At 70.7% G+C, this 25,732-nt stretch carries 21 protein-coding genes, 2 tRNA genes, 1 pseudogene and 1 riboswitch; of the genes and pseudogenes, 18 read left to right on the top strand and 6 right to left on the bottom strand.

The genetic code is table 11. The features are described from left to right. Positions 1 to 142 precede the first annotated feature (142 nt). The 4 genes and pseudogenes from ACIP8W_RS28125 to ACIP8W_RS28110 all read left to right on the top strand — a co-directional run. The gene (locus ACIP8W_RS28125; RefSeq protein ID WP_402205161.1) at positions 143 to 832 is read left to right on the top strand and encodes a hypothetical protein; all 690 of its coding nucleotides are present in this window, start codon (positions 143 to 145) and stop codon (positions 830 to 832) included. Positions 833 to 1,036: 204 nt separating this feature from the next. Next, the gene (locus ACIP8W_RS28120) at positions 1,037 to 3,274 is read left to right on the top strand and encodes a DEAD/DEAH box helicase (RefSeq protein WP_402205159.1); all 2,238 of its coding nucleotides are present in this window, start codon (positions 1,037 to 1,039) and stop codon (positions 3,272 to 3,274) included. Between the two features lie 166 nt (positions 3,275 to 3,440). Next, positions 3,441 to 3,514, top strand: a tRNA-Lys gene (locus ACIP8W_RS28115). A gap of 37 nt (positions 3,515 to 3,551) precedes the next feature. Then, positions 3,552 to 3,899, top strand: a pseudogene (locus tag ACIP8W_RS28110) (hypothetical protein); the annotation flags it as partial. 248 nt (positions 3,900 to 4,147) lie between these two features. On the opposite strand, the gene ACIP8W_RS28105 reads toward ACIP8W_RS28110, so the two are convergent. Both ACIP8W_RS28105 and ACIP8W_RS28100 read right to left on the bottom strand, forming a co-directional pair. Next, positions 4,148 to 4,756: a GNAT family N-acetyltransferase gene (locus ACIP8W_RS28105; RefSeq protein WP_402205158.1), complete on the bottom strand. Its 609-nt coding sequence runs from the start codon at positions 4,754 to 4,756 to the stop codon at positions 4,148 to 4,150. Between the two features lie 23 nt (positions 4,757 to 4,779). Further along, positions 4,780 to 6,189 (bottom strand): hypothetical protein, encoded by a 1,410-nt coding sequence (locus ACIP8W_RS28100; protein ID WP_402205156.1) that lies wholly within the window; start codon positions 6,187 to 6,189, stop codon positions 4,780 to 4,782. Between the two features lie 395 nt (positions 6,190 to 6,584). Here ACIP8W_RS28100 and ACIP8W_RS28095 point away from each other — a divergent pair, with 395 nt between their 5' ends. From ACIP8W_RS28095 to alaS, 6 genes are all read left to right on the top strand, one after another. Continuing rightward, positions 6,585 to 7,415 carry an aspartyl/asparaginyl beta-hydroxylase domain-containing protein gene (locus tag ACIP8W_RS28095; RefSeq protein ID WP_402205154.1) on the top strand — a complete coding sequence of 277 codons (831 nt, stop codon included), beginning with the start codon at positions 6,585 to 6,587 and terminating at the stop codon, positions 7,413 to 7,415. 41 nt (positions 7,416 to 7,456) lie between these two features. Next, positions 7,457 to 8,329, top strand: coding sequence for a hypothetical protein (locus tag ACIP8W_RS28090; RefSeq protein WP_402205152.1), 873 nt, complete (start codon positions 7,457 to 7,459; stop codon positions 8,327 to 8,329). Beyond that, positions 8,326 to 8,934: an LOG family protein gene (locus ACIP8W_RS28085; protein WP_402205150.1), complete on the top strand. Its 609-nt coding sequence runs from the start codon at positions 8,326 to 8,328 to the stop codon at positions 8,932 to 8,934. Before ACIP8W_RS28090 ends, ACIP8W_RS28085 begins: the two co-directional genes overlap by 4 nt. After that, positions 8,931 to 9,485, top strand: coding sequence for an orotate phosphoribosyltransferase (locus tag ACIP8W_RS28080; RefSeq protein ID WP_402205148.1), 555 nt, complete (start codon positions 8,931 to 8,933; stop codon positions 9,483 to 9,485). The genes ACIP8W_RS28085 and ACIP8W_RS28080 overlap by 4 nt, the downstream gene beginning before the upstream one ends. Next, positions 9,482 to 10,135 carry an HAD family hydrolase gene (locus ACIP8W_RS28075; protein WP_402205146.1) on the top strand — a complete coding sequence of 218 codons (654 nt, stop codon included), beginning with the start codon at positions 9,482 to 9,484 and terminating at the stop codon, positions 10,133 to 10,135. The genes ACIP8W_RS28080 and ACIP8W_RS28075 overlap by 4 nt, the downstream gene beginning before the upstream one ends. A gap of 242 nt (positions 10,136 to 10,377) precedes the next feature. Beyond that, complete coding sequence (gene alaS, locus ACIP8W_RS28070; RefSeq protein WP_402205145.1) at positions 10,378 to 13,032, top strand: alanine--tRNA ligase; 2,655 nt, start codon at positions 10,378 to 10,380, stop codon at positions 13,030 to 13,032. Between the two features lie 45 nt (positions 13,033 to 13,077). On the opposite strand, the gene ACIP8W_RS28065 is transcribed toward alaS, so the two are convergent. Next, positions 13,078 to 13,470 carry a GNAT family N-acetyltransferase gene (locus ACIP8W_RS28065; protein WP_402205174.1) on the bottom strand — a complete coding sequence of 131 codons (393 nt, stop codon included), beginning with the start codon at positions 13,468 to 13,470 and terminating at the stop codon, positions 13,078 to 13,080. A 264-nt stretch (positions 13,471 to 13,734) separates the two neighbouring features. Then, positions 13,735 to 14,403: an HAD-IA family hydrolase gene (locus tag ACIP8W_RS28060; protein ID WP_402205143.1), complete on the bottom strand. Its 669-nt coding sequence runs from the start codon at positions 14,401 to 14,403 to the stop codon at positions 13,735 to 13,737. A 275-nt stretch (positions 14,404 to 14,678) separates the two neighbouring features. On the opposite strand from ACIP8W_RS28060, the gene ACIP8W_RS28055 reads away from it, so the two are divergent. Both ACIP8W_RS28055 and ACIP8W_RS28050 read left to right on the top strand, forming a co-directional pair. Further along, entirely contained in the window at positions 14,679 to 15,041 is a 363-nt protein-coding gene (locus tag ACIP8W_RS28055; protein ID WP_402205141.1) for a hypothetical protein, read from the top strand. Next, complete coding sequence (locus ACIP8W_RS28050) at positions 15,038 to 15,466, top strand: hypothetical protein (protein WP_402205139.1); 429 nt, start codon at positions 15,038 to 15,040, stop codon at positions 15,464 to 15,466. The genes ACIP8W_RS28055 and ACIP8W_RS28050 overlap by 4 nt, the downstream gene beginning before the upstream one ends. 380 nt (positions 15,467 to 15,846) lie before the next feature. On the opposite strand, the gene ACIP8W_RS28045 is transcribed toward ACIP8W_RS28050, so the two are convergent. Both ACIP8W_RS28045 and ACIP8W_RS28040 read right to left on the bottom strand, forming a co-directional pair. Continuing rightward, positions 15,847 to 17,076, bottom strand: coding sequence for a hypothetical protein (locus tag ACIP8W_RS28045; RefSeq protein WP_401957507.1), 1,230 nt, complete (start codon positions 17,074 to 17,076; stop codon positions 15,847 to 15,849). Between the two features lie 140 nt (positions 17,077 to 17,216). Continuing rightward, positions 17,217 to 17,807, bottom strand: coding sequence for a TetR/AcrR family transcriptional regulator (locus tag ACIP8W_RS28040; protein ID WP_401957505.1), 591 nt, complete (start codon positions 17,805 to 17,807; stop codon positions 17,217 to 17,219). Between the two features lie 162 nt (positions 17,808 to 17,969). Between ACIP8W_RS28040 and ACIP8W_RS28035 the strand changes: the two genes are divergently transcribed. The 6 genes from ACIP8W_RS28035 to ACIP8W_RS28010 all read left to right on the top strand — a co-directional run bounded on the left by ACIP8W_RS28035 (position 17,970) and on the right by ACIP8W_RS28010 (position 25,539). Continuing rightward, complete coding sequence (locus ACIP8W_RS28035; RefSeq protein ID WP_401957503.1) at positions 17,970 to 18,932, top strand: SMP-30/gluconolactonase/LRE family protein; 963 nt, start codon at positions 17,970 to 17,972, stop codon at positions 18,930 to 18,932. Positions 18,933 to 18,980: 48 nt separating this feature from the next. After that, complete coding sequence (locus ACIP8W_RS28030; protein ID WP_401957501.1) at positions 18,981 to 21,929, top strand: SpoIIE family protein phosphatase; 2,949 nt, start codon at positions 18,981 to 18,983, stop codon at positions 21,927 to 21,929. A 263-nt stretch (positions 21,930 to 22,192) separates the two neighbouring features. Continuing rightward, positions 22,193 to 22,366: a hypothetical protein gene (locus ACIP8W_RS28025; RefSeq protein ID WP_401957499.1), complete on the top strand. Its 174-nt coding sequence runs from the start codon at positions 22,193 to 22,195 to the stop codon at positions 22,364 to 22,366. Between the two features lie 61 nt (positions 22,367 to 22,427). Continuing rightward, positions 22,428 to 22,501 (top strand) — tRNA-Met (locus tag ACIP8W_RS28020). A gap of 241 nt (positions 22,502 to 22,742) precedes the next feature. Further along, positions 22,743 to 23,984, top strand: coding sequence for a PP2C family protein-serine/threonine phosphatase (locus ACIP8W_RS28015; RefSeq protein WP_401957496.1), 1,242 nt, complete (start codon positions 22,743 to 22,745; stop codon positions 23,982 to 23,984). Between the two features lie 323 nt (positions 23,985 to 24,307). Beyond that, positions 24,308 to 24,463, top strand: a riboswitch (cyclic di-AMP (ydaO/yuaA leader). 11 nt (positions 24,464 to 24,474) lie between these two features. Then, positions 24,475 to 25,539, top strand: a complete 1,065-nt coding sequence (locus ACIP8W_RS28010; protein WP_401957494.1) for a M23 family metallopeptidase — start codon at positions 24,475 to 24,477, stop codon at positions 25,537 to 25,539. Positions 25,540 to 25,732 lie beyond the last annotated feature (193 nt).

The raw sequence follows: 25,732 nt of genomic DNA, 5'->3' as shown, positions 1-25,732 counted from the left end.
GCGTCCGGGCGTGTCCCCGGCGGGGGAAAGGAAGTTGAGCAGTGAAGACCGACCGCCGTCCCCCCATACGCCGGTCGGTCCCCCTCTCCCTCGCCGTCGGCGGGGTGCTCCTCGTTGTTCGTACGTACCGGAGGTGCCGCCCGTGCGCCAGTTCCCCGCCCTGCCCACGCTGTCCGCCCTGTCCGCCCTGTCCGGCCTGTCCGGCCCCGGCCGTCTCGCCGTCTGGCTCGTCACCTCGCTGGCGGTCGCGACCTCCACGGGCTGTATGAGCGTCGGCGGTGACGACGGGGAACCCGCGCCCTCGCACACGGCGGACGGCCGCGCGGGCGTGGTCGAGCCGGACGGGGTCACGGGTACGGGCGTCGGGTCCGGGATGCCCCATGTCTGGCGGAGCGGCGCGGGCAAGGGCGGCGAGGAGCGCGTCGGGGCGGGCCCGGCGTCGAAGGGCGAGGACGGCGCGGAGGCGGACGGCAAGGACCCGGAGAAGGCCGCGGGCGCCTCGCCGAAGGCCAGTTCCCAGGCGTCCCCGGCGGCGCCCGTGGAGAAGCCCGAGGTGACGCGGGGCCCCGGCCAGGGGCCTGGGAAGCCCACCCCGCCGGGCGGCGGGGATCCCGTACCGACGCATGAGCCCACGCGTCCCGCGCCGACGCCCGTCCAGCCGAGCCAGCAGCCGGAGCCGCCGGGCCCGGAGCCCGAGCCGGAACCGACGAAGCCGGTCGACCAGCCGTCCGCGTCCCCGGCGGCGGATGTGCGGACGGGGACGCTGGCGGCGGCCGAGGCGGCGGGGACGTGGCGGGAGCCGCAGGCATCACCGCAGGTGGGGCCGGTGTGAGCGGGGTGCGGAGGGGGGCGGTTTGCCAGATCGGGGGGTGAGTGCGTATGGTAGTAGATCGTTTGATCATTGCCCGGCGCCGACACAGAAGAGCGCCGCGTGGCGCGTACTCTCCCTTGCCGTGGCTGACCGCATTGAGGCGGTCGATTTGCGAATCACGGAGTTTGGGCGCGTGCCGAGACTCCGGAAGGTTTCGCATTTCGCATGTCCATTTCCAGTACTGACAACATCGTCATGCCCGAGAGCGTCGAGAACGCCGACAGCATCGAGAGCACCGAGATCGTCGAAGCCGTCGTCGAAGCCGTCGTCGAGGCCGTAGCGGCCATCGAGAGCGACACCGAGACGGTCACCGAGATCGCGGACTCCGCGGACTCCGACTCCGCCGAGGCCCCCGGCCTCACCTTCGGCGACCTGGGCCTGCCCGACGGCATCGTCCGCAAGCTCGCGCAGAACGGCGTCACCGCCCCCTTCCCGATCCAGGCCGCGACCATCCCGGACGCGCTGGCGGGCAAGGACATCCTGGGCCGTGGCCGTACCGGCTCCGGCAAGACCCTCTCCTTCGGTCTGCCGCTGCTGGCCTCGCTCTCCGGTGGTCACACCGAGAAGAAGAAGCCGCGCGGCATCATCCTCACCCCGACCCGCGAGCTGGCGATGCAGGTCGCGGACGCGCTCCAGCCGTACGGCGATGTGCTCGGCCTGAAGATGAAGGTCGTCTGCGGCGGTACGTCGATGAGCAACCAGATCTACGCCCTGGAGCGCGGTGTCGATGTCCTCGTCGCCACCCCGGGCCGGCTGCGCGACCTGATCAACCGTCGCGCCTGCTCGCTGGAGCAGGTCCAGATCGCGATCCTCGACGAGGCCGACCAGATGTCGGACCTGGGCTTCATGCCCGAGGTCACCGAGCTGCTCGACCTGGTGCCGGCCGGCGGTCAGCGCATGCTCTTCTCCGCCACGATGGAGAACGAGATCAGCTCGCTGGTCAAGCGCTACCTGACCAACCCGGTCAGCCACGAGGTCGACAGCGCCCAGGGCAACGTCACGACCATGACGCACCACGTGCTCGTCGTGAAGCCGAAGGACAAGGCCCCGGTGACGGCGGCCATCGCCGCCCGCAAGGGCCGCACGATCATCTTCGTACGGACGCAGCTCGGCGCCGACCGTATCGCCGAGCAGCTGCGCGACTCCGGTGTGAAGGCCGACGCGCTGCACGGCGGCATGACGCAGGGCGCGCGGACGCGGACGCTGGCCGACTTCAAGGAAGGTCTGGTCAACGCGCTGGTCGCCACCGATGTGGCCGCGCGCGGTATCCACGTGGACGGCATCGACCTGGTGCTGAACGTGGACCCGGCCGGGGACCACAAGGACTACCTGCACCGCTCGGGCCGTACGGCGCGCGCCGGCAAGTCCGGGGTCGTCGTGTCGCTGTCGCTTCCGCACCAGCGCCGCCAGATCTTCCGGCTGATGGAGGACGCGGGCGTCGACGCCACGCGCCACATGGTCGGCGGAGCGGGCGCGTTCGACCCGGAGGTCGCCGAGATCACCGGCGCGCGTTCGCTCACGGAGGTCCAGGCCGACTCCGCGAACAACGCCGCCAAGCAGGCCGAGCGCGAGGCCGCCGACCTGACCAAGCAGCTGGAGCGCGCGCAGCGCCGCGCCGTCGAGCTCCGCGAGGAGGCCGGCCGGCTCATCGCCCGTGCCGCGCGCGAGCGGGGCGACGACCCGGAGGCCGCGGTGGCCGAGGTGGCCGCCGAGGCCGAGCGCGAGGCGGAGGCGGCTGCCGCCGCCGCTGCCGTACCGCAGCAGTCGGCGCCGCGCGACGAGCGGGGCAACTACGGCCGCCGTGACGACCGTCGCGACGACCGCAGGGACGACCGGGGCGAGCGCAGCGGCCGGGGTGGCGCGCGGGGTTACACGCCGCGTGACGACCGGGCGAGCTTCACCCGCCGGGACGACCGCGGCGGCGACCGCGGTGGCGACCGCGGTGGCTTCCAGCGTCGCGACGACCGCGGTGGCGACCGTGGTGGTTTCCAGCGCCGTGACGACCGTCCGAGCACCGGTGGCTTCAACCGCGACCGTCGCGACGACCGCGGTGGCGACCGTGGTGGTTTCCAGCGCCGTGACGACCGTCCGAGCACGGGCGGCTTCAACCGCGACCGTCGTGACGACCGTCCGAGCGGTGGCTTCAACCGTGACGACCGTCCGAGCAGCGGTGGCTTCAACCGTGACGACCGCCGTGACGACCGTGGCGGCCGCCCCTTCGAGCGCCGCGACCACCGCAGCAGCGACCGTCCGGTCAACCGTGACCGCCGCGACGACCGCCCGGCGTCCGGCGCCCGTACGCACGACCGCCCGGCGGCCCACCGCGCCGGTGGCAGCACCGGCACCGGCACCGGTTCCTTCGGCCGCCGTGACGACAAGCCCCGCTGGAAGCGCAACGGCTGACACCGGCCGTCGCTGAACTGACACGCCCGCAGGGCCCGTGCCCCACCCCCGAGGTGGGTCACGGGCCCTGCGGTTTTCCCGCCCGGCCCCCACGACATCCCCACAACCGGGGATACCCGATCGGCACACTGCCCCGGGCGGGCTATGCTCGTATCTGTTGTGCCGGGGGCCGTTAGCTCAATTGGTCAGAGCAGCGGACTTTTAATCCGTTGGTTGTGGGTTCGAGTCCCACACGGCCTACCGACAGCAGGGTGGGGTCACCTCTCTGCCCTGCTACTTGGCGCCTCGATCGGTTTCCTCCGGTCGGGGCGCTTCGTCGTTCCCGACCGATCCCCACCTGGTGGCGTCCCGGGACGGCTTCGCCCCCGACCCCGGCCGCAGTCCCCACCTCAACCCCAAGGACCTCGAGGACCAGCTCGCCGCGCAGCTCGACCAGCCCGTGATGATGCTCGGCGACAAGGCCCCGGCCACCATGGTGTGGCACTGCCCGGTCCGCGCCGCGCCCGAGGATCCGATCCTGACCGACGCCCAGTGGGCGGACATCGCCCGCCGGATCGTGGCCGCCGCCGGCATACGTCACACGGCGCCGTCCGAACAGGCTCATCACGGTGAAAGATGGATCGCCAGACCCGCTGGTGAAGTTCCTCGATGCAGGGAGCACAGGCGTACATCGGTGCCTGGGCACCAGCCACGCTCGCTGGCCCGATCCACAGGACACGGGTCCACTGCTCTCCGCAGCAGAGCCAGCAGACCCCGTCGACCCAGTCGTTGCCGTCGTCGGTGGCCGGTGGGGCGGGCAGGCCGCCGCGCGCGGATTCGGCGATGCCGGGGATCACCAGATGGTGCGGTAAGCCCGCCTCGGTGATCACCGGCTCACCTCTCTTGTCCGCGGTTCGCGTCGGGCGAGGCAGCGGGCGGGCGGCCTTCGGTGTCGATGCCGTCGAGCGGGGTCCACTCGTGCTCCAGGATCGAGTAGGTGATCGAGTCCCGCCACGCTCCGCGGACGAAGACGTGGTCGCGGATCCGGCCGTCCTCGGTCATGCCCGCCCGCAGAAGGGTTCGCGCGGACGCCTCGTTGAGGGGTGAGCGGGCTGCCCAGATGCGGTGCAGGCCGAGCGTCCGGAAGCCGAGCACGCACAGCAGGTGGACGGTCTCGGTGCCCAGGCCCTTGCCCCACTCGGCCGGATGCAGAGCGAATCCGATCGTGGCCGCTTGCTGCGGTTCGGTCGCCAGACGCGCGTAGCCGATCAGGCGGTGCTCGCCACGCCGGGTGATGGCGAGGCAGTAGTCGGTCCTCGGCCTGTCCGTGGCAGAGGCGATGGACCGGTCGACGATCGCCTGGACCTGTTCGGGGGTACGGGGTTCGAAGCTGAGGTGCCGTGTTGCCTCGGGGTCGCCGTAGACGGCCAGAAGCGCGCCGGTGTCCTCGGGTTCGACTTCACGCAGGGCCAGGCGGAGGCCGGCCAGGTGGACAGGGGTCATGGGCGCGGAGCCTACCCGCGGGTTCATCGGACGAGGACGGAGGTCGGGGTGGCGGTGAAGGCTTCGATCTCCCCGCGCAGATCGGCCGCCGCGCCGGTGTTCCATCGTCCGTCGGCGTGCAGTGCGGCGTGGACGCGCTGGGCGCTGCTCGTGATGCCGAAGTTCCTCTGTTCGACGGGAAGGTCGAGCACGGGACGCACGGCCTCGATGGCACCCTCGATCTCGCCCCGGGCGATGCGGGCGAGCGCGAGGTCGGTCTGCGCGCCGGCCTCGTCGCCGAAGGCCCACTCATCCTCGGAGGCGTTCCGGTAGGCGCTGACGGCGGCCTCGGAACGGCTCTCGCCGAGCACGGGGTCCTCACCGAGGTGCACGGTGGCCTCAGCAACGTAGTAGAGCTGCCGGGGCACCGGGAAGGTCATGATGCCGCCGAAGGCGTCGAGGTCGTCGGGTTCGACGGCCGCCCGGGCGGCCTCGGCCTGCTGGATGGCGGTGCGGGTGGTCTCGGCGTCGCCGATCAGGGCGTGCGCACGGGCGGAGAGACAGGCCAGCCAGACGCTGGTCGTGCCGCGGACGTCGCCGGTCGCGCTCTGGCCGAGGAGGGCGTAATCGGCCGCCTCGGCGGGGCGCCCGGCCCAGTAGGAGATGAGCGACTGGAGGGAACGGACCCAGGCGCGCATGGCCTGGTGGTCGGCGTTGTCGGCGCACACGAAGGCGGTACGGGCCTGCATCATCGCGGCGCTCGGGTTGCCCAGGTCGTGGCTGGCCTTGGCGAGCATGCCGGAGGTGATCCCGGCGAGCAGGTACAGCTCGCGGGCCTGCAGGGGCTTGACGCGGCCGTGCTCCAGGAGGCGGAAGGTGAGGTCCTGCACCTCGACCAGGTCGCCGAGCAGCGTCGGCAACGCCAGCCTCGGGTACGCGGCAGTGAGCCGCCGCACTTCGTCATGGATCTGGCCCAGGGTCTCCGGGCCGATGCTGCTGCCTTCTGCCATCGCGGTGAACCGAAGTGCACGACGAGCCGCCATCGTGACCTGCCTTTCCAATTCCGTTGTGCCCGCGTCGAAGCGGGGCTCGCTGCTGAACGGGCCGCCGACAGGCAGTGCCGCTGCCCGCTCGGTGGGGAGGAGGACAGGGGTCGGCCGTGACGGCGGGATGACGAGCGGGGGGTCGGGCACAGGCGTGGTCCGTTCGACGGCCTGCGGCGCGGGAGCGAGAAGGAGATCGACGCCGACGCCGAACATTGCTTCCAGCACCCTGCACTGGTCGGGGTAGGGGCGGGTCTTCACGGCGCCGCCGTACCAGCGCTCGAACTGCCGCTTCGAGACCGACAGGCCCCGGAGCCGCGCGTCGTTCTCGTCGTCGGCGATCGCCGTCGCCGTCGCTTCGAACCGGAGGCGGAAGGTCTCGTAGACCTGCCAGTGTCGCCGGAGCGTCAAGACCCTTAAGAGCGTGGGAGTTTCAGCCACGGCAGATCCTCTCCGTACCCGTTCGTCTTCACCCGACGATAGCCCTGTCCGATCGGAGGGAAACCCCGTCGGCGGCTCGCCGACGAAGATGACGGCGGCCATGACGGCAGTCATGACGCGCGACCGTCAGGGACCGTCGTCGGCCGGGTCACAGGCCGTTCGGCGATGACGGCTCCGTGACGGTGGTGACGTCGTATCCATGTCCCGCCGTCCCCCCTCATGCTGAACGCCACTTCGCCGTGCGTGCACCTCCGGCGACGAAGCATGAGATCGGGGGCCGCCTCGGCGGTTCCGTCCGATCACCCCCATCCGCACCACGTGCCAGCCGGCCCGCTTACGGGCGGGCTGGCGACGGGAGGGAACCGATGGACACCTTGACCGCCCTTGCCGGGCAGATCGCCCAGCTCGACGCCGTCGACTCCGTTCAACTGGAACGGATGCGCCACGAGGCCCTGACGGCCCGGGCGCCCTGGAAGGCCGAGTACGGCGCCTACCAGTCGGGAGGCTGGTTGACGACGTCGTTGATGAACGCGTCCGGCGACGCCGCCGACGTGACGATCGGCGACTGCGCCGCCCGGCCGACCGACCTGCTGTCGCAGATGCCGACCACCGCCGCCCTGCTGACTGAACTCGGCCTGAACTACATGTGGGTCCGGCTCGCCCGGCTGGAGGCCAACGCCTTCCTGTGGGAGCACCGCGACTACGACGAGCTCGACCAGGTCGAGCGGCACCGGCTGCACATCCCCCTGCACACCAACACATCGGCGTTCCTCGTCACCGGCGGCACCAAGGTGCACATGACCGGCGGGCGGATCTGGCGGCTGACACCGACGTACGCCCACGGCGTGTGCAACCTGCTCGGACCGGACCGGATCCACCTGATCGCCGACGTGTACGCCGACGACGCCTACCGGCGCCTCGCCCGCCGGCCCATGCTTCACCCCGGCTCCGCCGAGCCGCTGCCCTCAGCCGACGTGGCGGTGCTCGCCGAGCGGCTCCAGGCCGCCCGTGGCATGGCCGGTCTCGGCTACACGGACGCGGCCGAGCGAATGCTGCTGCGACTCTTCTACGCCTACGCCCTGCCTGAGGGGACGGTCTACGACCTGATCGCCGAGCTGCACACCTCGCTCGGCGACGAGGAGGCCGCCACGCGCTGGACGTCGGCCAAGCGCCGCCTCCTCGCCCTCACGGCATGACCGCCACGGCTCACACACCGACATCCGATCGGAGGACGCACGTGCCCACCCTGCACCTGGCCGAACTCACCTTCGCCAACCGCCCGTCCCAGCTCCCACTGCTGTCCCGGCTCGCCGACATCCTGGCCACCTCCCCGGCCGTCACGCACCTGATGGTGCGGGGGTCGCTGGCCCATGGAACGGCCGACCGCCTCTCGGACGTCGACTTCGTCGTCGGGGTCCAGGACGCCGACCTGCCCCCGTTCGTCGAGGCCCTGGACGACCTGATGTCCACCGAGGCCGGCGCCCTGCTGCCCGGGTGGCGCGACACGATCGTCGCCGACCTCGGCGGTGTCGGCATGGTCTTCCTCGTCCCGGACGAGGGGCGCCTGCACCAGATCGACCTCTACCTGATGCCCGCGTCGCGCGTCCCACGCCTCCGGGCGACGGTCGCCACCGCCTTACTCCTCGACCGCGAGTCGACGCTCGTCCCGGCCGAGGGAACGGCGGTCGCCGAGCGGTTCGCGGCCGAGTTCCTCGCCCGACCTCGTACCTGCACCGAGCTGCTCATCGAGCACCTGGTCCTGGCAGTCCTGCTGCACAAGCGCATCAGGCGCGGCCAGCGGTTCGTCGCGTACTCCGAGTGGCACCGCCTCCACACCGCGACGAAGGACCTGATCAAGGCCGCTCTGGCACCCACCTCACGGTTCTGGGGCTGGTACCAGCTGCGCGAGGAGATCGCCGTCACCCCGATCGGCCGGGCCTGCCTCGGCGACTTGGAGGCGGCGATCGGCGCACCGGCCATCCCCCTCGCCGCCGACGTCGACGCGGCTGTCGAGCGGACGCTCGCCCTGGTCGGGCGGGCCTGCCCCGAAGCCCTGCGAGGCCTGGGGAACGCCATCGCCGCGTACCGCACCTACCTGGAGCTGATGTGAACGCGCTCCACCTGGCGGGCCCGGCCGCCGCCCGGGCCCGCGAGGGACTGACCGCGGTCTTCTTCGGCGGGGTCCGCCCCGCCTCCGACGACGAGAAGCGGCTGGCCGAGGAGATCGGCCGCGCTCTGGCGGGAGCGGGCTACCAGCTCCTGCACGGCGGCTACAACGGCCTGATGGAGGCCGCCGCGCGCGGCGCATCGTCCGAAGGCGCCCTGGTCACCGCGGTGACCCTGATCGGTAAGCACGACGAGTGGGGCGCGTTCAACCTGTACACCACCACGTCCGTCCACCTTCCCGACCTCGGCGCCCGGCTCAACCACTACCTGGACCACGCCGACCTCGTCGTCGCCATGGGCGGAGGCGTCGGCACCCTCCACGAGCTGACCGCCGCCATGTACTACGCGACCACCGTCCGGCCCGTACCGATCTTCCTCGCCGGGGCCTCCGCACGGCGCCTGCTCACCCTCCTGCGCGAGGAGGAGTGGCTGTACGAAACCCCGACCCGGCCCCTCGGCTTCCTCAGCACCGCCGAGTCCGCCGCCGCCTTCCGCGACCGCCTCGCCGCTCTCGACACGGTTGAGACGGCACCGATCGGAGGAGCATGACCACCAGCACACGCCTGCCCGACCTCACCGTCCGGCTCGCCGAGACCGCCCTCGTCACCGCCCCCTTCCACCTCGCCGACGGCGCGAGGCTCGACCGCTACTTCGACGAGTACCGCCTGGCCGCCGATCCCGAGCTGCTGCGCGACACCGCCGCCGCCATGGTCCCCCTCGTCCCCGGAGACACCCAGCTTCTCGCCGGCATCGAACTCGGCGGCGTCCCCCTCGTCGTCGCCCTGTCCGCCGCCACCGGCCTGCCCGCTGTCTTCCTGCGCCGCCGACCGAAGGGATACGGTTCCCGCCGGCAGATCGAAGGCGCCGCCTTCACCGGCCGTCGAACCGTCCTCGTCGACGACGTGGTGCGCTCCGGCGGACAACTGCTCGCCATGGCCCGCATCCTGCGGATCGCGGGTGCTCCGGTCAGCGACGCGCTGTGTGTCCTCGAGCGCCCGCTCGGAGGGCGAACGCTGCTGGCCGAACACAATGTCACCCTGCATGCCCTGCTCACCGAGGCCGACCTGCCGGAAGCACCCCGAGGGGGTGGTTCCACGTGAAACGGGCCGTGCTGTTCGACCTCGACGGCGTCCTCGTCGACAGCCGCCACACCCAACTCGCCACCCTGGCCGGCTTCGCGACCTCCGCCCTCGGTCGACGTGTCACCATCGCCGACCTGCCGACCTGGGCCGCGACCACGCCACGCGAACACGTACTCGCCGAACTCGGACACACCGGAGTGATCAGTCAGGACGGCTGGGACGCGGCGACGGCCACCGCCACCCTCACCGCCGAGGTGTTCCCGTTCGTCGCCGACACGCTCTCCGCGCTCCATGCAGCCGGCGTCGCCACCGGCATCGTGACCCTACGAAGCCGCCAGCGGGTCCACTGGCTCCTGCCGCCCACCGTCCTCGACCCGATCGACGTCGTCGTCTGCTACGAGGACGCGGCACCGAAGCCCGCGCCCGACGGCCTCCTACTCGCCCTCGACAAGCTCGATGTGTCACCCGGCGACGCCGTGTTCGTCGGTGACATGGAGTCCGACATGCACGCGGCCCGGGCAGCGGGCGTGACACCGATCGGCTCCGGCTGGGGGTTCTCCACCCCCTCCACGCTCACCCGGGCCGGAGCCGTCGTCGTGCTCCCCGACGCCGAAGACCTCGCCGGGACGCTCCTCTCCCTGACGGGCACGGGGCGACGGAGCGCATAAAGCCAAGCGATCTTGACTCCAGGACAGCTACGCTGGGTGGCGCAGTCGCAGCGGGCCGTTGCGTCCGGTGTCGGCTGCGCCACCTCAGACAACGGATCTGGAGTCATGGTCTACACCGTGGGGGCGCGAGCTATCTGCGTCGAGCTGGAGAACTGAGAACCTCTCAGTCCCTGTTCTCGGCCCGGCTCGGCGTGTGATCGACCCCCATCTCTCCACGACTCTTCCGTGAGGGCCACACCACCATGCGCTCGACGCAGATCCGCTCCACCTTCCTGGACTTCTTCGCCTCGCGCGGCCACCGCCAGGTCCCGTCCAGTCCGCTGATCCCCTCCGATCCGACCCTGTTGCTCGCCAACGCCGGCATGAACCAGTTCAAGCCGTACTTCCTGGGCGAGGTCGCCCCGGAGTTCCCGCGCGCCACGACCATCCAGAAGTGCGCCCGCACCTCGGACATCGACAACGTCGGCCGCACGAACCGGCACGCCACGTTCTTCGAGATGATGGGCAACTTCTCCTTCGGTGACTACTTCAAGGCCGACGCCATCACCTACGCCTGGGAACTCCTCACCCAGGGCTTCAACCTGGAGAAGGACCGCCTCTGGATCACCGTCTATCAGGACGACGACGAGGCCGAGTATCTGTGGCGCAAGACCGGCGTCCCTGCCGAGCGCATCCAGCGCCTGGGCATGGAGGACAACTTCTGGTCCATGGGAGTCCCCGGGCCCTGTGGTCCCTGCTCGGAGGTCAACTACGACCGGGGACCGGCCTTCGGACGCGAGGGCGGGCCGGCCGTCGACGGCGAGCGCTACGTGGAGATCTGGAACCTAGTCTTCATGCAGTACCAGCGCGGCGAGGGCGACAAGAAGGGCGGCTTCCCGATCCTCGGCGACCTCGCCCAGCAGAGCATCGACACCGGCCTCGGCCTCGACCGCCTGGCCGCGATCCTCCAGGAAGTCGAAAACGTGTGCGGCACCGACCTCCTCAGCCCCACGCTCACGACCGTTCAGGAACTCGCCGGCCGCGACTACCCCGGCAGCGGCGAGGAGAAGATCTCCTTCCAGGTGGTCGCCGAGCACGCCCGCTCGATCGCCTACCTGATCGCCGACGGCGTCCTGCCCGCCAAGGACGGGCGTGGCTACGTCCTGCGCCGCCTGATGCGCCGCGCGATCCGCCACGCCCGCCTCCTCGGCATCGACCAAACCGTCCTCGCCCCGACAACCGCCAGCGTCATCGCCAACCTCGGAGGGGTCTGGCCCGAGCTGACCGCCCAGGCAGCTCTCATCGAGCAGGTCGTCACCGCCGAAGAGCAGTCCTTCACCCGCACCCTCGCCCAGGGCACCCGGCTGCTGAACGCCGCCATCACCCGCAGCCGCGAGAGCCGGTCCACGACCCTGGCCGGGGAGACTGCCTTCGAGCTGCACGACACCTTCGGCTTCCCCGTCGAGCTGACCGTCGAGGCCGCCCACGACGCCGGCCTGACCGTCGACGAGGACCGCTTCGCCGACCTGCTCGCCGAACAGCAACGGCGCGCCAAGGCCGGCGGCAAGGCCAAGACCGCCGAGGCGCTCCGCCGCCAGGACGCCTACCGTGAACTGTCCGCCCGCCACGGCCGTACCGACTTCGTCGGCTACGACCGCCTCGATGCCGAGGCCACCGTCCTCGGTCTCGTCTCCGACGGCACCGTCGTGTCCGGTGCCGAACAGGGAAGCACCCTCGAACTGGTGCTGGACCGAAGCCCGTTCTATGCCGAGTCCGGCGGGCAGGTCGGCGACACCGGCACCATCCGGACCGCTGGCGGCACCCTCCTTGAGATCCTGGACACCAAGCCCGGCCTGGAGGGCTTCCATGTCCACACCGTCCGCGTCGCCGAAGGCGAGATCCGCACCGGAGAGCAGGTCGAAGCCCGCGTGGACGGCGCCCGTCGTGAGGCCGTCGCCCGTTCCCACTCCACCACCCACGTGCTGCACGCCATGCTCCGCCGAAGCCTCGGCGACCACGCCCGCCAGCACGGCTCCCTCGTCGACGCCGGCCGCCTCCGCTTCGACTTCGCGCACTTCTCTGCCCTCGACCGCACCCAGCTCGCCGCCATCGAGACCCTCGTCAACGACAGCCTCCTCGCCGACCCCGAGGTACGCGTCTGGCACGCCACGCGCGCCGAAGCCGAGGCCGCCGGAGCGACCGCCCTCTTCGGCGAGAAGTACGGCGACCACGTCCGCATCGTCGACATCGGCGACTTCTCCCGCGAACTCTGCGGCGGAACCCACATCGGCCACGGCTCCAACGCCGGCCCCGTCCGCATCCTCGGCGAAACCTCCATCGGCTCCAACCTCCGCCGCATCGAAGCCCTCACCGGCCGCGACGCCCTCAACTACTACGACACCGAGCACCGCCTCCTCGAAGAACTCTCATCCCTGCTCGGCACCCGCCCCCACGACGCGCCTGACGCCCTCCGCAAGCGCCTCGACGCCCTCGCTTCCGCCGAGCGGGAACTCGGCCGCCTTCACGAGGCCGAGCTACGAGACCGCGCCCAGCAGCTCGCCGCCTCCGCCCGCGCGGTCGCTGGCGGCCGGGTCGTCACCGAGAAGGTGCCCGGCCTCGGCCCGGACGAACTCCGCACGCTCGCCCAGCACACCGCCGGCCTGCTCGACGCCGGCCACGCCGTCGTCGTCCTCGGCACCGAGCACCACAGCAAGGCCCTGCTGGCTGCCGCGGTCACCCGTAGCCTGCACGACACCGGTATCGACGCAAGCCACATCCTCATCCCGGCCGCGCGTACGGTCGGCGGCGGAGCTGGCGGCAAGGGCCCGATCGCCAGCGCCGGAGGCCGCCGCACCGAGGCCCTGGACGAGGCCCTCGCCGTCGCCGCCCGGGACGCCGTCCGCGCCCTCGGTCAGTAGCCAACCGACTGCCGGTGCCGTTTGTGGCGGCATCGGCAGTCCGTGTCACCGACTGTGTCCGCCTGCCGCCAGCTTTTTCAGGAGCACCACGCTCTCGTAGTTCGTCACGCTCCACCGCCAGGACCCGACCGGCACGTAACCGCGCCGTAGGTACCAGCCGACCAGGTCGACCGCCTCGGTCGACGTGTCGATCACCACCCGAGAAGGTCCGAGCGCGGCGATACGTTCCTCTGCCAAGTTCAGCAGCCGCTGGCCAAGGCCCGTTCCTCGGGCCGAAGGGTCCACAGCCAACTGCCAGAACGACCCCGACCCCGCTGGAGCCGGATACCCCTCCGGAATCTCATGCGGAGCCGCCACCGTCACGGTGCCCACGGGTTCCCCCGCTCGCAGAGCCAGCCAGCACTCGCCCCTGCCCAACCTGTAGGTGGTGTCCTCCACTGACTGATACGAGGCGAAGAAAATCCGGCCTTCGGCAGCATGATCGGAATACGCACGGTGGAGCAGACGCGTCAGCTGTGCGACCGAATCACCCTCGACGAACGGTCGAACCTCGACCGGTTCGCCAGTGCCAAGCCGCACAGTCCTGACCACTGGTGATCCATCCACATGATCAAGTATCGGCTGGAGAAGGACATGCCGCCTGCTGGACCGCCAGCACGACGACAGGGCGTGGGGCTGCGCTCGGCCCGACATGGGGGCGCCCTACCCGCGAGAGGCTCCCGCACCCGTCACGTCGAGGATTGCTTCCAGCTCGGCCACGGCCGTGTCCTCGTCCGACGCGTGGACAGTGGTGATGCCCAGCTCGGCGGCCGGCGGGAGGTTGATCGCGTGATCATCCACGAAAACGCATCGCTCGGCCGGGAGGCCGATGAGTTCGAGGGTGAGCTGATAGATGGCTGGGTCGGGCTTGGCCAGCCCCACCAGCTCGGACACGACGTGGATGTCGAACAGGTCCCAGATGCCGACGTGTTCGTACGGGTTGAACGGATCGAGGCCGAAGCTGTTGGACAGCAACGCCAGCCGATGGCCGGACGCACGCGCGGCGCGGGCGAGTGCGACCATCCGGCGAGCTGCAGGCACCTCGGCCCAGGCCCGCCCCATCAGGTTCACGGGATCCACGTGCTTCCCGAGGAGAGCGGCCGTGCTCTGATTCCACTCGGCCTGCCCTGTCTCGCCGATCTCCAACGCCGTGTAGAGACGGCGCCCTTCGGGGTGATCGTTGAGAGTGCTGTGCCACGCTCCGGGCGCCAGCCCCTCGGAGACACACCAGGCGCGGTGGACGTCGACGGGGCTGGCGGTGAGCACTCCGGCGAAGTCGAGGATCAGGCCACGCTGCTCGTGCCCGTTGGAGCCCTTCGTGCTGTGCGGCATCCGGCGTTTGATCCCTTCCACAGTCGGTCTTCTGGGCGACGCTATCGCGCGGCGATACGACTGCCCACAGGGTCTGCCGCTACCAGTGGGTTCATGCAGTCCGCAGAGAGCAAGCCAACGCTCTCGTTCGAAGTGCAGCTTCTGGGTGGACCGACCCGCAGCCGGTGAGTCGACCGTAGGGAGAACGCGGAAGGAATCGGTGCTGTTCAGCGGTCTTCCTGACAGCGCGTATCGCCCTCCGTAATCTTGACGTACACGAAGAGATAGGGGGATGCATGACAGACTGGGGTTTTGTGGTTGAGAGCGTTACCACAGCACTTGCGGGACTGCTTGTCAGCGATGCCTACGCATCTGCTCGTCCGCGACTGAGCGTGATCTTGAACCGTTCACGAAATGATGAAGGTGTACGGATCGAAGATCTCGATCGTCTTCGTGGGACGGACACGGCGACATTGCGTAGCGCCGTGCATGAGCATGTCCACCGCCTCGCAGCGTCCGATGAGCACCTCTTGCGGCAGCTCCGGGATGCCCTGGGGGCCTCACAGCCTCATCCCGGGCTGAACATCTATGACAACCAGTTCTACGGGCCCACCCAGATGGGCGGTACTCAGGTCGTCCACATGGGCGGTGGAACGTGAGCCAGAATCCTGAAGTGCCAGAGGTCCACCACAATGTCTTCTTCGGTCCTGCCGTGTTCGGTGGAACTCAGAATGTGGTTGGTGCCACTGCTTCGGCACCCTACCCGCCGTCGATGTCCTCGCAGATCTGGGCGGCAATCATGGTGGCATGGGCGTTCTGCCCAATGGCGGCATGGTGGACGCAGTCAGTTCTTGACGAGGAACTCTTCTCAAGGCTCGCGGGACCTGATCACGACATCGTGCTGTACATCTGGCTGGCGGGTGGTGTCGCTCTCCTCCTCGATGTAGCGGGCTACTTGCTGTATCGACATTGGGCTGTGGCTCGGCGAGCAATCACCCATCCCGTCACCTGGAAGCTGCGTCTGGGTGCAGTTGCTCTTGGGGGTGCCGTCCTGGCTATGTCCATTTTCATGACCAGCCGATAGCTCGCCGGTAGTGCGTGTACAAGCCGTAGTCCGCTGCTGACTCGGGCTGAGGGGCAACGGTGTGTCGTCCCGAGGGGAAAGACTGTTCAACGGCTCATCGCGCGTGAGCGATGCGTGAACGGATGTTGCGGCACAGCCCGGTTTCGGCCGGATCGCTCAGCATCGCTCACCCCGTCCGACCAGGCGTCCCTGGACAGGGCGGCACCACCTGGCATCACCCGGTCGGACCCGGCCAGGTCTTTTGATCCGTTGGTCGTGGGTTCGAGTCCCACAGGGCCTACCACTCGGCCCCGGCCCGGAAGAGTCTTCCGGGCCGGGGCCGCTTTCCGTGTCTGGGTGATCCTGTGCGTCAGGCGATCCTGTACGTCAGCTGACCGTGATCACCTGCGGTAGACCCCGATGTAGCCCAGCGGGACGACGTTCGCGAACTTGCTGACCATGAGGAACTTCCGCCCATCGGCCTGCGTGATTCCGCCCGAGACGGTGCCCACGATGGTCGTGTTGCTCGAGTTGACGGGCTGGAAGAAGACGGGCCCGCCGGAGTCGCCCGGCCCGGCCAGGCAGCACGGGTTGGCCAGCGTGATCCCACGGCCGTTCGTGATGCAGGTGTTCTTGGGGAAGGCGCCGCCGTAGCAGACGTCGGAGCCGTTGTTGACGACGGTGTATCCGCGGGTGAGGCCGGTGGTGGCACCGCTCACCTCAATTCCCGTCTGCTGGAGGAACGTTCCCGCGCTGCCGGTGACCTTGAGGTTGGTGAAGGTGTTCTGGTCCGCGCCGCCGATGTAGATGCTGTTGTCGAAGCACCACGGGTGTCCGTTCAGCGTCCTCCCGCAGGACACGTTGTCGATGACGGCCAGGTCGGTCTTGTCGTCCCGTGAGGTCAATTCGCCGAAGTCCCTGACCGCGGAGCCGAACCGGCCGCCGGTCCTGAAGTCGTCGGTGGTCCCGCCGCAGTGAGCGGCCGTGACGGCGAAGGGCTTGCCGTGCGCGTCCTGCACGTTCGCGCCCGAGGTGCAGTTGCCCCACTGGCTGGTGATCTGGTCGCCGCCGAAGAAGGGCGGCGCGTCGGCGTACCGGCTGATGAGGGGCTCGACCTTGGTCCAGGTGGCCACGACATCGCCCGGAGCGGTCTTGAGCGCGGCAGCCTTCACCGCGTCCGGAGCGGTGGAACCGAAGGTCACCCGGTCCGTTTCCGCGTCGTACATGACGGTGAATCCGTGCTTGTCGGCCTCGGGGTGCCACTTGCGGTCCGTCAGCTTGTTCTTGATGCGGTCGACGTCCGAGGCCGTGAACTTGCTGACCTTGTACTGGACGTCCACGCCCGGCGCGACCTTTTCGGTGGCGGTGGCGATAGCGCGGGTAGCGGTCCCGCTCGGGAGCATGACCACCGCTCCCCGGTCGGTCTCGTACAGCCCGAGGGCGTGGTGTTCCGTGGCGATACGGCCGATCTCGGACATCACGGCCGCGCTCGGCTTCGCGCTGGCGTCAGCCGCCGCCGAGCTGTTGGCGGAGACCGCTGCCATGAGCAGCCCGCCGGTCGTGGCGGCTGCCGCGAGGGCGCGCCACGCGTTCTTCCTGAAGAGCATTCCCGCTCCGGTTCTCTGGTCCATGCCTCGGGAGTGCCGAGGGGACAGGCGTGTCCTGTCCGGCCCGATCTTCAGGGAGCGGGGTGGGCGGAAGAGTTCCCGCGGTGGGTGCGGAGCGTGTCGTGTCGCGTAGTCGACCTGAACGGCGCAAGCTCCCGACCTGACTAGGCGGCTTCTCGGGCCCGAGCGGTACGGACCGTGTCCTCGGCGAAGGACGTGGCCGCCAGGACGGCGGCCTCGGGGGTGCCGAGCGCGGTGGCGTTCATGCTGAGCCCGTCGATGATGAGCATCAGCCTGGCGGCCAGGGCCGAGGGGTCGGCCGCGCCCGCGCGCTCGGCGATCCCGCGCAGGAGGGTCCGGGTCATCTCGAAGTGGGCGACCGACGCGAGATAGACCGGATGTCCCTTGTCGGGGAACTCCGAGTACGCCTTGTGCACCGGGCACCCCGTGTACCCGGGCGCTGTCGCCCGCTCCGCGACGGAGCGGACGATCGCGACGAGCTGCCGGGCCGGGTCGCCCCCGGCCTCCCGGCCCGCCGCCTCGATGAGGTCCGCCCAGTTCTCGCGGTACCGGCGCAGATGGGCCACGACCAGGTCGTCCTTGCTGCCGAACTCGCGGTACAGGAGGCTCTTGCCGCACCCGGCCTCGTCGATGACCTGCTGGAGACCGACGGCGTGTACGCCGTACGTGCCGAACAGCCGGGCCGCGGCCCGGAGGATCCGTTCCCTCGCGTCCGGCGACGATCTGCGTGCCATGCCGCCCCTTTGTCCCACAGCTGTCCACCGGCCCAAATCAGACTTCTCGCCATGCTACTGGCCTTCGCCGGGCCTTCGTTGACATGGCGTACGAACCCATGAATGATCAGACCGATCGGTCCGGGACCGATCGGTCCGCCGTCGCGAAGGAGACACCCACCCATGCAGAACCGACGAGGCTTCGTCACATCCCTGGCCGGCGCGGCAGGCGCGCTCGTGGTCGCCGGGGTCGCCGCGGCCCCCGCCGCCACCGCCGCGCCCGCCGCCCGCCGGGCGTCCTCGGGCCGCTTCCCCGCCACCATCGCGCTGCCCACCGGCTTCCGCCCCGAGGGCATCGCGATCGGCGACGCCCCCATCGCATACGTCACCTCCCTGGCCAACGGCGACGTCCGCGCGCTGGACCTGGTGACCGGCGAGGGCAGGCTGCTCACCCCCGGTCCGGGTACGGCGGCGGTCGGCATCGCCCTCGACGGGCGCGGCCGGCTCTTCGTGGCGGGCGGTGACGCGGGCATCGCCTGGGTGATCGACGCGGCCAGTGGCAAGGTGCTCGCCCGGTACCGGCTCACCGACGGCCCCACCTTCGTCAACGACTTCGTGCTGACGCCCGACGCGGCCTGGGCCACCGACTCGGTCTCCCCGGTCCTGTACAAGCTCCCGCTCGGGCGCGGGGGCCGGCTGCCGTCGCAGGACGCCGTGGTGACCGTACCGCTCGGTGGCGATGTCGCCTTCGAGGAGGGCTTCAACGCCAACGGCATCGTCCGCTCCCCCGACGGCCGGGCGCTGCTCGTCGCGCAGAGCAACACCGGACGCGTCTACCGCGTCGACCCCGCCACCGGCATCGGTACCACCGTCGACCTCGGCGGCGACAACGTGGAGTTCGGGGACGGCATGCGCATCGAGGGCCGCACCCTCCATGTCGTGCAGAACCAGCTGAACGCGGTCGCCGTCATCCGGCTGAACGCGGACGGCACCAAGGGGCGGCTCCTGGAGCGGCGTACCGACCCCCGCTTCGACATCCCCACCACCATCGCGTCGTTCGGCAACCGTTTCTACCTGCCCAACGCCCGCTTCGGCATAGCCGCCCCGGAGACCGCCGAGTTCGCCGTGGTGGGCATCCCCAGGTGACCGGCGTGGGGCGGATTGCCTCATAAGGTCAATATGTACGATTAAGTCATGAAAACCCGGCTGGCTTTGCTTGCCTCAGTGGATCAGGACGTTACGGAGAGTGAAGTCTTCCGGCTGGCCCTCCAGCACGCGATGGGCCAGCTGGGCGGGCTGGGCGCAGCCGTACATCTCCGGGGGCCGACGCGGGCGCTGGGCCTGGTGTCGGCCGCCGGGCTGCCGCCCCGGCTGGCCCGGGAGTGGGAGACCGTCGACCAGGAGGGCGATCTCGCCCCGGCGTCGGCGGTGCGGCGGGGGCATCAGGTGTGGGTGCCCATGGACGCCACCGTCACCCATGGCGCAAGCGGTACGGGTACGGAGTGGCCCGGCAGCGGATGGGCCTCCGTGCCGGTCTCCCGGGGCGGCCGCACGGTCGGGGCGCTCACCGTACTGGCCGGGGAGGCGGGCGAGCCGACCCCCGAGCAGTGGGGCTTCCTGCGGGACGTGGCCGCCTGGGCCGAGGAGCGGAGCGCGCAGGCGCCGCCCCCGCGCCCGGTGCAGGAGGGGCCCGACGCCGGACGGATCCGGGACGCGCTGAAGGAGATCCGGGTCGGCTCCTGGGACTGGAACATCCGTACCGGCGAGCTGGCCCTGGACGAGGGCGCCATGGCGCTCTACGGGACCGACCCGGCGGACTTCGTCCCCGTGGTCGCGAGCTGGATGAAGGTCGTCCACCCCGCCGATCTGGCCTGGACGCTGGCCGCCGTGGAGAAGGCCATCCACGACCGGACCCCGTTCGAGGCCGAGTATCGCGTACGGCGCCCGGACGGCACGTACGGCTGGACGCAGTCGCGCGGCACCTGCGTACTCGACGACGACGGCGAACCCGTACGGATGATCGGTATGGGCTGGGACAGCGACGAGTCGCGCACCGCCAGGGACTCCCTCAGCCGCGCTCTGCGCCATATGACGGACGGTTTCCTGGGCGTCGACGACGACTGGCGGATCACCTTCGCCAACCTGGAGGCGGAACGGCTGCTCGGCAGCTTCGAGGAGGAGCTGTCCGGTCGGGTCCTGTGGGAGCTGCCCTCCGCACGGGACGCCCTGGCGGGGCTGGAAGCCCGCTGCCGCGAGGCCGCGGCCAGGGACACCCCCGTCAGCTTCGACGTGGAGAACGTGCTCCGCGGCCACTGTCACCATCTGCGGCTCGTCCCCGTACCGGACGGCCTCACCCTCTACTTCACGGATGTCACCGAGAGGCGCAGACACCAGGCCGAGCGGGCCGCCGCCGAGCGCGCCGCGGCCGAGCGCTCCGCCCGGATCGCCGAGCTGACCGAGGCGCTCGCCGCCGCGACGACCTCCCGGGACGTGGTGGAAGCGGTCGCCCAGCGGGTGCTGCCGCCCTTCGGCGCCGCCGGACTCGTCGTCCAGGCCATCGAGGGCGACCGGGTGTACAACGTCGGGTCGGTCGGCTACGCGGCCGACTTCCTCGAAACGATCAACGGCCGGCCGCGCGTCGCCGACGACCCCGTCTGGGACGCGCTCCTGACCGGCGCCCCGCTGTTCATCTCCTCCATGGAGGAGTACGCGGCCCGCTACCCCGAACTCGCCCATCGGCCCGTCAAGGCGGGCAAACAGGCGTGGGCGTTCCTGCCGCTGACCACCTCCGGCCACACCTTCGGCGTCTGCGCCGTCGCCTTCGACCGGCCGCGCAGGCTCACCGACGAGGAACGCACCCTGCTGAACGCGATCAGCGCCCTCGTCGCCCACGCCCTGGACCGCGCCCGGCTGTACGACGCCGAGTACAGCCGCTCCCGCGAGCTGCAACGCGGCCTGCTCCCCCGGGAACTCCCCGACCTGGCCGCCTGCACCGCCGCCGCCCGCTACCTCCCCGCCGGGCAGGGCATGGACGTCGGCGGCGACTGGTACGACATCATCCCGCTCTCCGCGGGCCGGGTCGCGCTCGTCATCGGCGACGTGATGGGCCACGGACTGCCCCAGGCGGTCACCATGGGACGGCTGCGCACCGCCGTCCACACCCTCGCCCACCTCGAACTCGCCCCCGACGAGATCCTCGGCCACCTCAACGAGATCGTCGTCGGCCTGGGCGAGGACTCGTACGCCACCTGCCTCTACGCGCTGTACGACTCGACCACCGGCACCTGCGTCATCTCCCGCGCCGGCCACCCCCCGCCCGCCGTGCTCCACCCCGACGGCTCGGTGACCTTCCCCGAGCTGGTCCCCGATCCGCCGCTGGGCGCGGCCGAGCCGCCGTTCGACACGGTCGAGCTGACGATCCCTCCGGAGAGCCTCCTCGTGATGTACACCGACGGGCTCGTCGAGTCGGCCCGGCGCGAGATCGACGAGGGCATGGCCGACCTGGCCCGGCTGCTGGCCGCCCCGCAGAACGCGGGCAAGGAGCTGGAGGCCCTCTGCGACACGATCACCGCCGGACTGCTCCCCGCCGACCAGCCGACCGCCGACGACGCCGCGCTCCTCGTCGTACGCCTCCACGCGCTGACCCCCGACCGGATGGCCTCCTGGCCGCTCCCCGAGGCCCCGCAGGCGGCCGGGGAGGCGCGCAAACACGTCCGGGAGCAGCTCTCGACCTGGGGGCTCGACGATCTGTCGGTCACCACGGAACTGCTGGCCAGCGAGTTGGTGGGCAATGTCGTACGGCACGCCAAGGGCCCCGTCCGGCTGCGGCTGCTGCACGGCGCCGATCTGGTCTGCGAGGTCTCGGACGGCAGCCTGACCACCCCGAGGATCCGCCGCGCGCTGGAGACCGACGAGGGAGGGCGCGGGCTGCGGCTGGTCACCGCGCTCTCCCAGCGCTGGGGCACCCGCTACACGGCGACCGGCAAGTGCATCTGGACCGAACAGGCGCTGCCCGGTGCGGACCCACCGGGGGACGGGACCGGCGAGGCGCTCGGCGAAGTCCTGGACGAAGCTCTGGACGGGGTGCTGGAGGAGGTGCTCGGCGGGTTCATGGACGAGGACGGGGACGACCGGCCCCAGTGAGCCCGTCGGCTGTCCCCGTGAGCCCACGGGGAACGCCACCACCGCCGCCACGAACGCCTCCGGCTTCTCCAGTGGGGGCGGCTCGGTGTGGTCGGTCCTGGGTACGTGGCTCTGGGTGCGCGGGCGCCGCGGACGGGTCCCCGGGCGGCCCTCGCGGAGATACTCTCTGCCGATTGTCAGTGGCTGGCCGTAGCCTTGGTCCTATGTTCGCTTCCACATCCGTTTCTTCTTCCCCTTCCAGCGCCCGAGGCGCCTTACACCCCATGCGCCCCGCGCACCCCACCGCCATCCGCTCCGCCGAGGCGGTCAACGCGGAGATCCGCGCCCTGTGGGCCCGCGCGGGCCGCTCCCTGACGCCCCTGGAGCAGGAGCGCTACCAGTGCCTCCTGGTGGAGTGGGCGTCGGCGGTCCGGGCCGATGTGGCCGAGGCGGCTTAGCGCCCGACAGGCGGGAGTGGTCATGACCGTCCCCGGGATGCCGTAGAGTTGCATTCAACGGCGCGGGGTGGAGCAGCTCGGTAGCTCGCTGGGCTCATAACCCAGAGGTCGCAGGTTCAAATCCTGTCCCCGCTACTGAAGAAGAAAACGAAGGCCCGGATTCCTTGTGAATCCGGGCCTTCGTCGTGCCCGCACCTCGGGTCCTGGTGCGTGGGCCCCGGGGCGCGGGCGCCGTCCCGGTAGCGCGTTCGTAGCCCACTCGGCCGATGGCGAGTCGCCGCCGGGCGCGGCAGCGGCCAGCCTGGGTAGGGCGCGGTGCCGTCCGTAGCCGCGAGTGGACCGGGCGGGACCGGGTGACCGGGCAGGAGAGCGCTGAGTGGGGAAGCTGAGGAAGCTCGGGTACCGCGTCACCGGCCGCGGCAGGGCCGACGGCGGCGCGGGTTTCTGGGCTGCCGAGGGCGCGGGCTTCTGGGGGGCGCCGGATTCCGGCGGGGGTTCCGGTGGCCGTGGCCGTACCGGACGCGGGCTGGTGCGGATCCTGCCCGTGCTGGTGCTGGTCTTCGGGGCGGTGTTCGACCTTGTGACCCCGACAAGGGTCACCGCCGCCCCGTTCTACGCGGCGGCTCCGTTGATCGCGGCGCCTTTCTACACGCTGACCGGCACGGCCGTGGTGGGGGCCGGTGCGCTGGCCGCGTTGGTGGGGGCGAGTATCGACTCCGATTCGCTGATGTCGCTGGCGACGCTCAGTTCGATTCTGACGGTGCTGGTCGTCTCCGTACTCGCGCTGTACATCAACGGCGTCGTCAGACGCAGCGGCGAGCGTCTCGCCTCCGCCCGGGTCATCGCCGAGACCGCCCAGCGCGCGGTGCTGCCCCGGCCCGCCGAGCGGATCGGGGGGCTGCGGATCGCGGCGCGGTACGAGGCGGCGCAGGAGGGCGCGTTCATCGGTGGGGACCTGTTCGCCGTACAGGACACGCCGTACGGGGTGCGGCTGGTCGTCGGGGACGTGCGGGGGAAGGGGCTGGAGGCGGTCGAGGCGGTGGCCGTGCTCATCGGGTCCTTCCGGGAGGCGGCCGAGCAGGAGCGTTCGCTCGAAGCGGTCGCGCAGCGGCTGGAGCGCGCGCTGCTGCGGGAGGGGACGCGACGGGCGGGGCTCGATGTCTTCGAGGGGTTCACCACGGCCGTACTCGCCGAGATCCCGCACGGCGAGAGCGTGGTCCGGCTGCTGAACCGGGGCCATCCGGAGCCGCTGCTGCTCTGCGACGACGGTGCCGTACGGGTGCTGGCGCCGAACGATCCCGCGCTGCCGCTGGGGATGAGCGAGCTGGGCGTGTGGCCGGACCGGGCGGAGCAGGCGCCGTACCCGGCCGGCTCGACGCTGCTCTTCTACACGGACGGGCTCACCGAGGCGCGTGACGCCAGGGGCGTGTTCTACGCGCCGCGCGAGCGGCTCGACGGGCGGATCTTCCCGGGGCCCGAGGAGCTGCTCCAGGCGCTGATCGACGACGTACGGCTGCATACCGGCGGGGGGAACCAGGACGATATGGCGCTGCTGGCGGTGGTCCGGCCCTCGGTGGGGCAGCCGGAGCGGCGCAGGACGATGCCGATCGTCCGGTGAGGGCCGGGTAGCGCCGGGGCGCGCCGTTCGCCGGGACCCTGATCCGTCCGTTGTTTCGTGAGGGCGATGTGAAGGCGCTTTGAAGGCGAGTTGCGACTGCGGGTAGTCATGGGGTATCGCTCCGCATAGAGACTGACGGTTCGTCAGAAGTTCGTAGCCCCCGAATTGCCGGTCGACTCGCCCGATTGCGCCGCCGTGTGTCCCGGTGTGTCCGTTGCGAAGTTGTTAACGATCACCGGGAACGGCTTGGAATAAAGCCCCGGTCTCTATTAACGTTCGATAACGCAGCGCGGTCGTCCCAGCCGTCGTAAGAGATGGCACCGCGTGCGCATGCGCCGAATCCCGCAAGGGAACCGGGGAACCATTATTTGGGGTGAATCGGGTGTTTTCGCTGCCTGGCGCAGGTGGCGAGGTGTCCGTAGGAGACCTTCCTGCTCCGAACCCGTCAGCTAACCCGGTAGGCGAGAAGGAAGGAAAGGAGCACGCCTCAGTGGCGTCCAACAAGCCTGTCCTCGATGCACCTCTTGAGACCCGTTCGTTCGGCCGTGAGCCCGAGCGGTCCATCGGGGAGTGGAATCCCACGGAGGAATCCATTCGCCCCGTACGAGGCAGGCACCGTGTCGCCAAGCAGCGCGGGCTGGCCCGTAGCTCCACGGTCCTCGGCGTCGGGGTCATCGCGGCTGTCGGCGCGGGCGGCATAGCCACCGCGCAGGAGAAGCCCGCGGTCTCCATATCCCTGCCCGATGTCATCACGGACAACCTTCCTGGTGCCAAGTCCCTGCCGGGTCTGGGCTCTTCGGAGTCGGACGCGGACTCGGAGGCGAAGGCCGTCACCGCCGAGGCGGAGAAGAAGCGGGAGGCGCTCGCCCGCGCCCCGCTCTCCACCGCCGGGCTGACGGTCGCCGACACCGAGCAGGGCGCCACCGACGCGGGCGAGGCCCTGCGCGCCCGGATCATCCAGCAGGCCGAGCAGCAGCAGGCCGAGGCCGACGCCACGGAGAAGGCGGCAGCCGAGAAGGCCGCCGCCCAGAAGGCCGCGCAGGCGGCCAAGAAGCAGCAGGCCGAGGCCGACGAGAAGGCCGAGCAGGCGAAGGTGGAGGCCAAGGCCGCCGCCGACGCCAAGGCCGAGCAGGAGCGCATCGCCAAGCTGGCGTCGAGCTTCGCGCTCCCCACCTCCTCGTACACGATCACCTCCACCTTCGGCCAGGCCGGCTCCCTGTGGTCCTCCGGGCAGCACACGGGCCTGGACTTCGCCGCTCCGACCGGCACCCCGATCAAGGCCGTGCACAGCGGCACGATCAAGTCGGCCGGCTGGTCGGGCTCGTTCGGCTACCGCACGGTCCTGGAGCTGGATGACGGTACGGAGATCTGGTACGCCCACCAGTCCTCGATGACCGTCAGCGCCGGCCAGAAGGTCGCCACCGGCGACGTCATCGGCCGCGTCGGCGCGACCGGCAATGTGACCGGACCCCATCTCCACCTCGAAGTCCACACGGCGGGCGGCGCGGGCATCGACCCGATGAGCTGGCTCAGCGGCCGGGGCATCAACGTCTGACGGTCACTCAACTCCGTAACCCGGAGCGGGACTTCGCCGACCCGTGCGCGGACGTGCTCGGGCGCCCTGCCGGGAGTTCGGCGACGAGCGCCCGAAGGAACCGCGCCCGGCCGGCGCCCTCGCGGCCGTACGGCGTTGTCGGACCCGGTTGGTATGACCGAGTCGTCGGCATCGGACGGCAGAAGGGGCTGTG

This window comes from Streptomyces sp. NPDC088554 (assembly GCF_044752945.1).
Taxonomy (GTDB): Bacteria; Actinomycetota; Actinomycetes; order Streptomycetales; family Streptomycetaceae; genus Streptomyces.
This window is presented reverse-complemented; position numbering and strand designations above follow the sequence as displayed.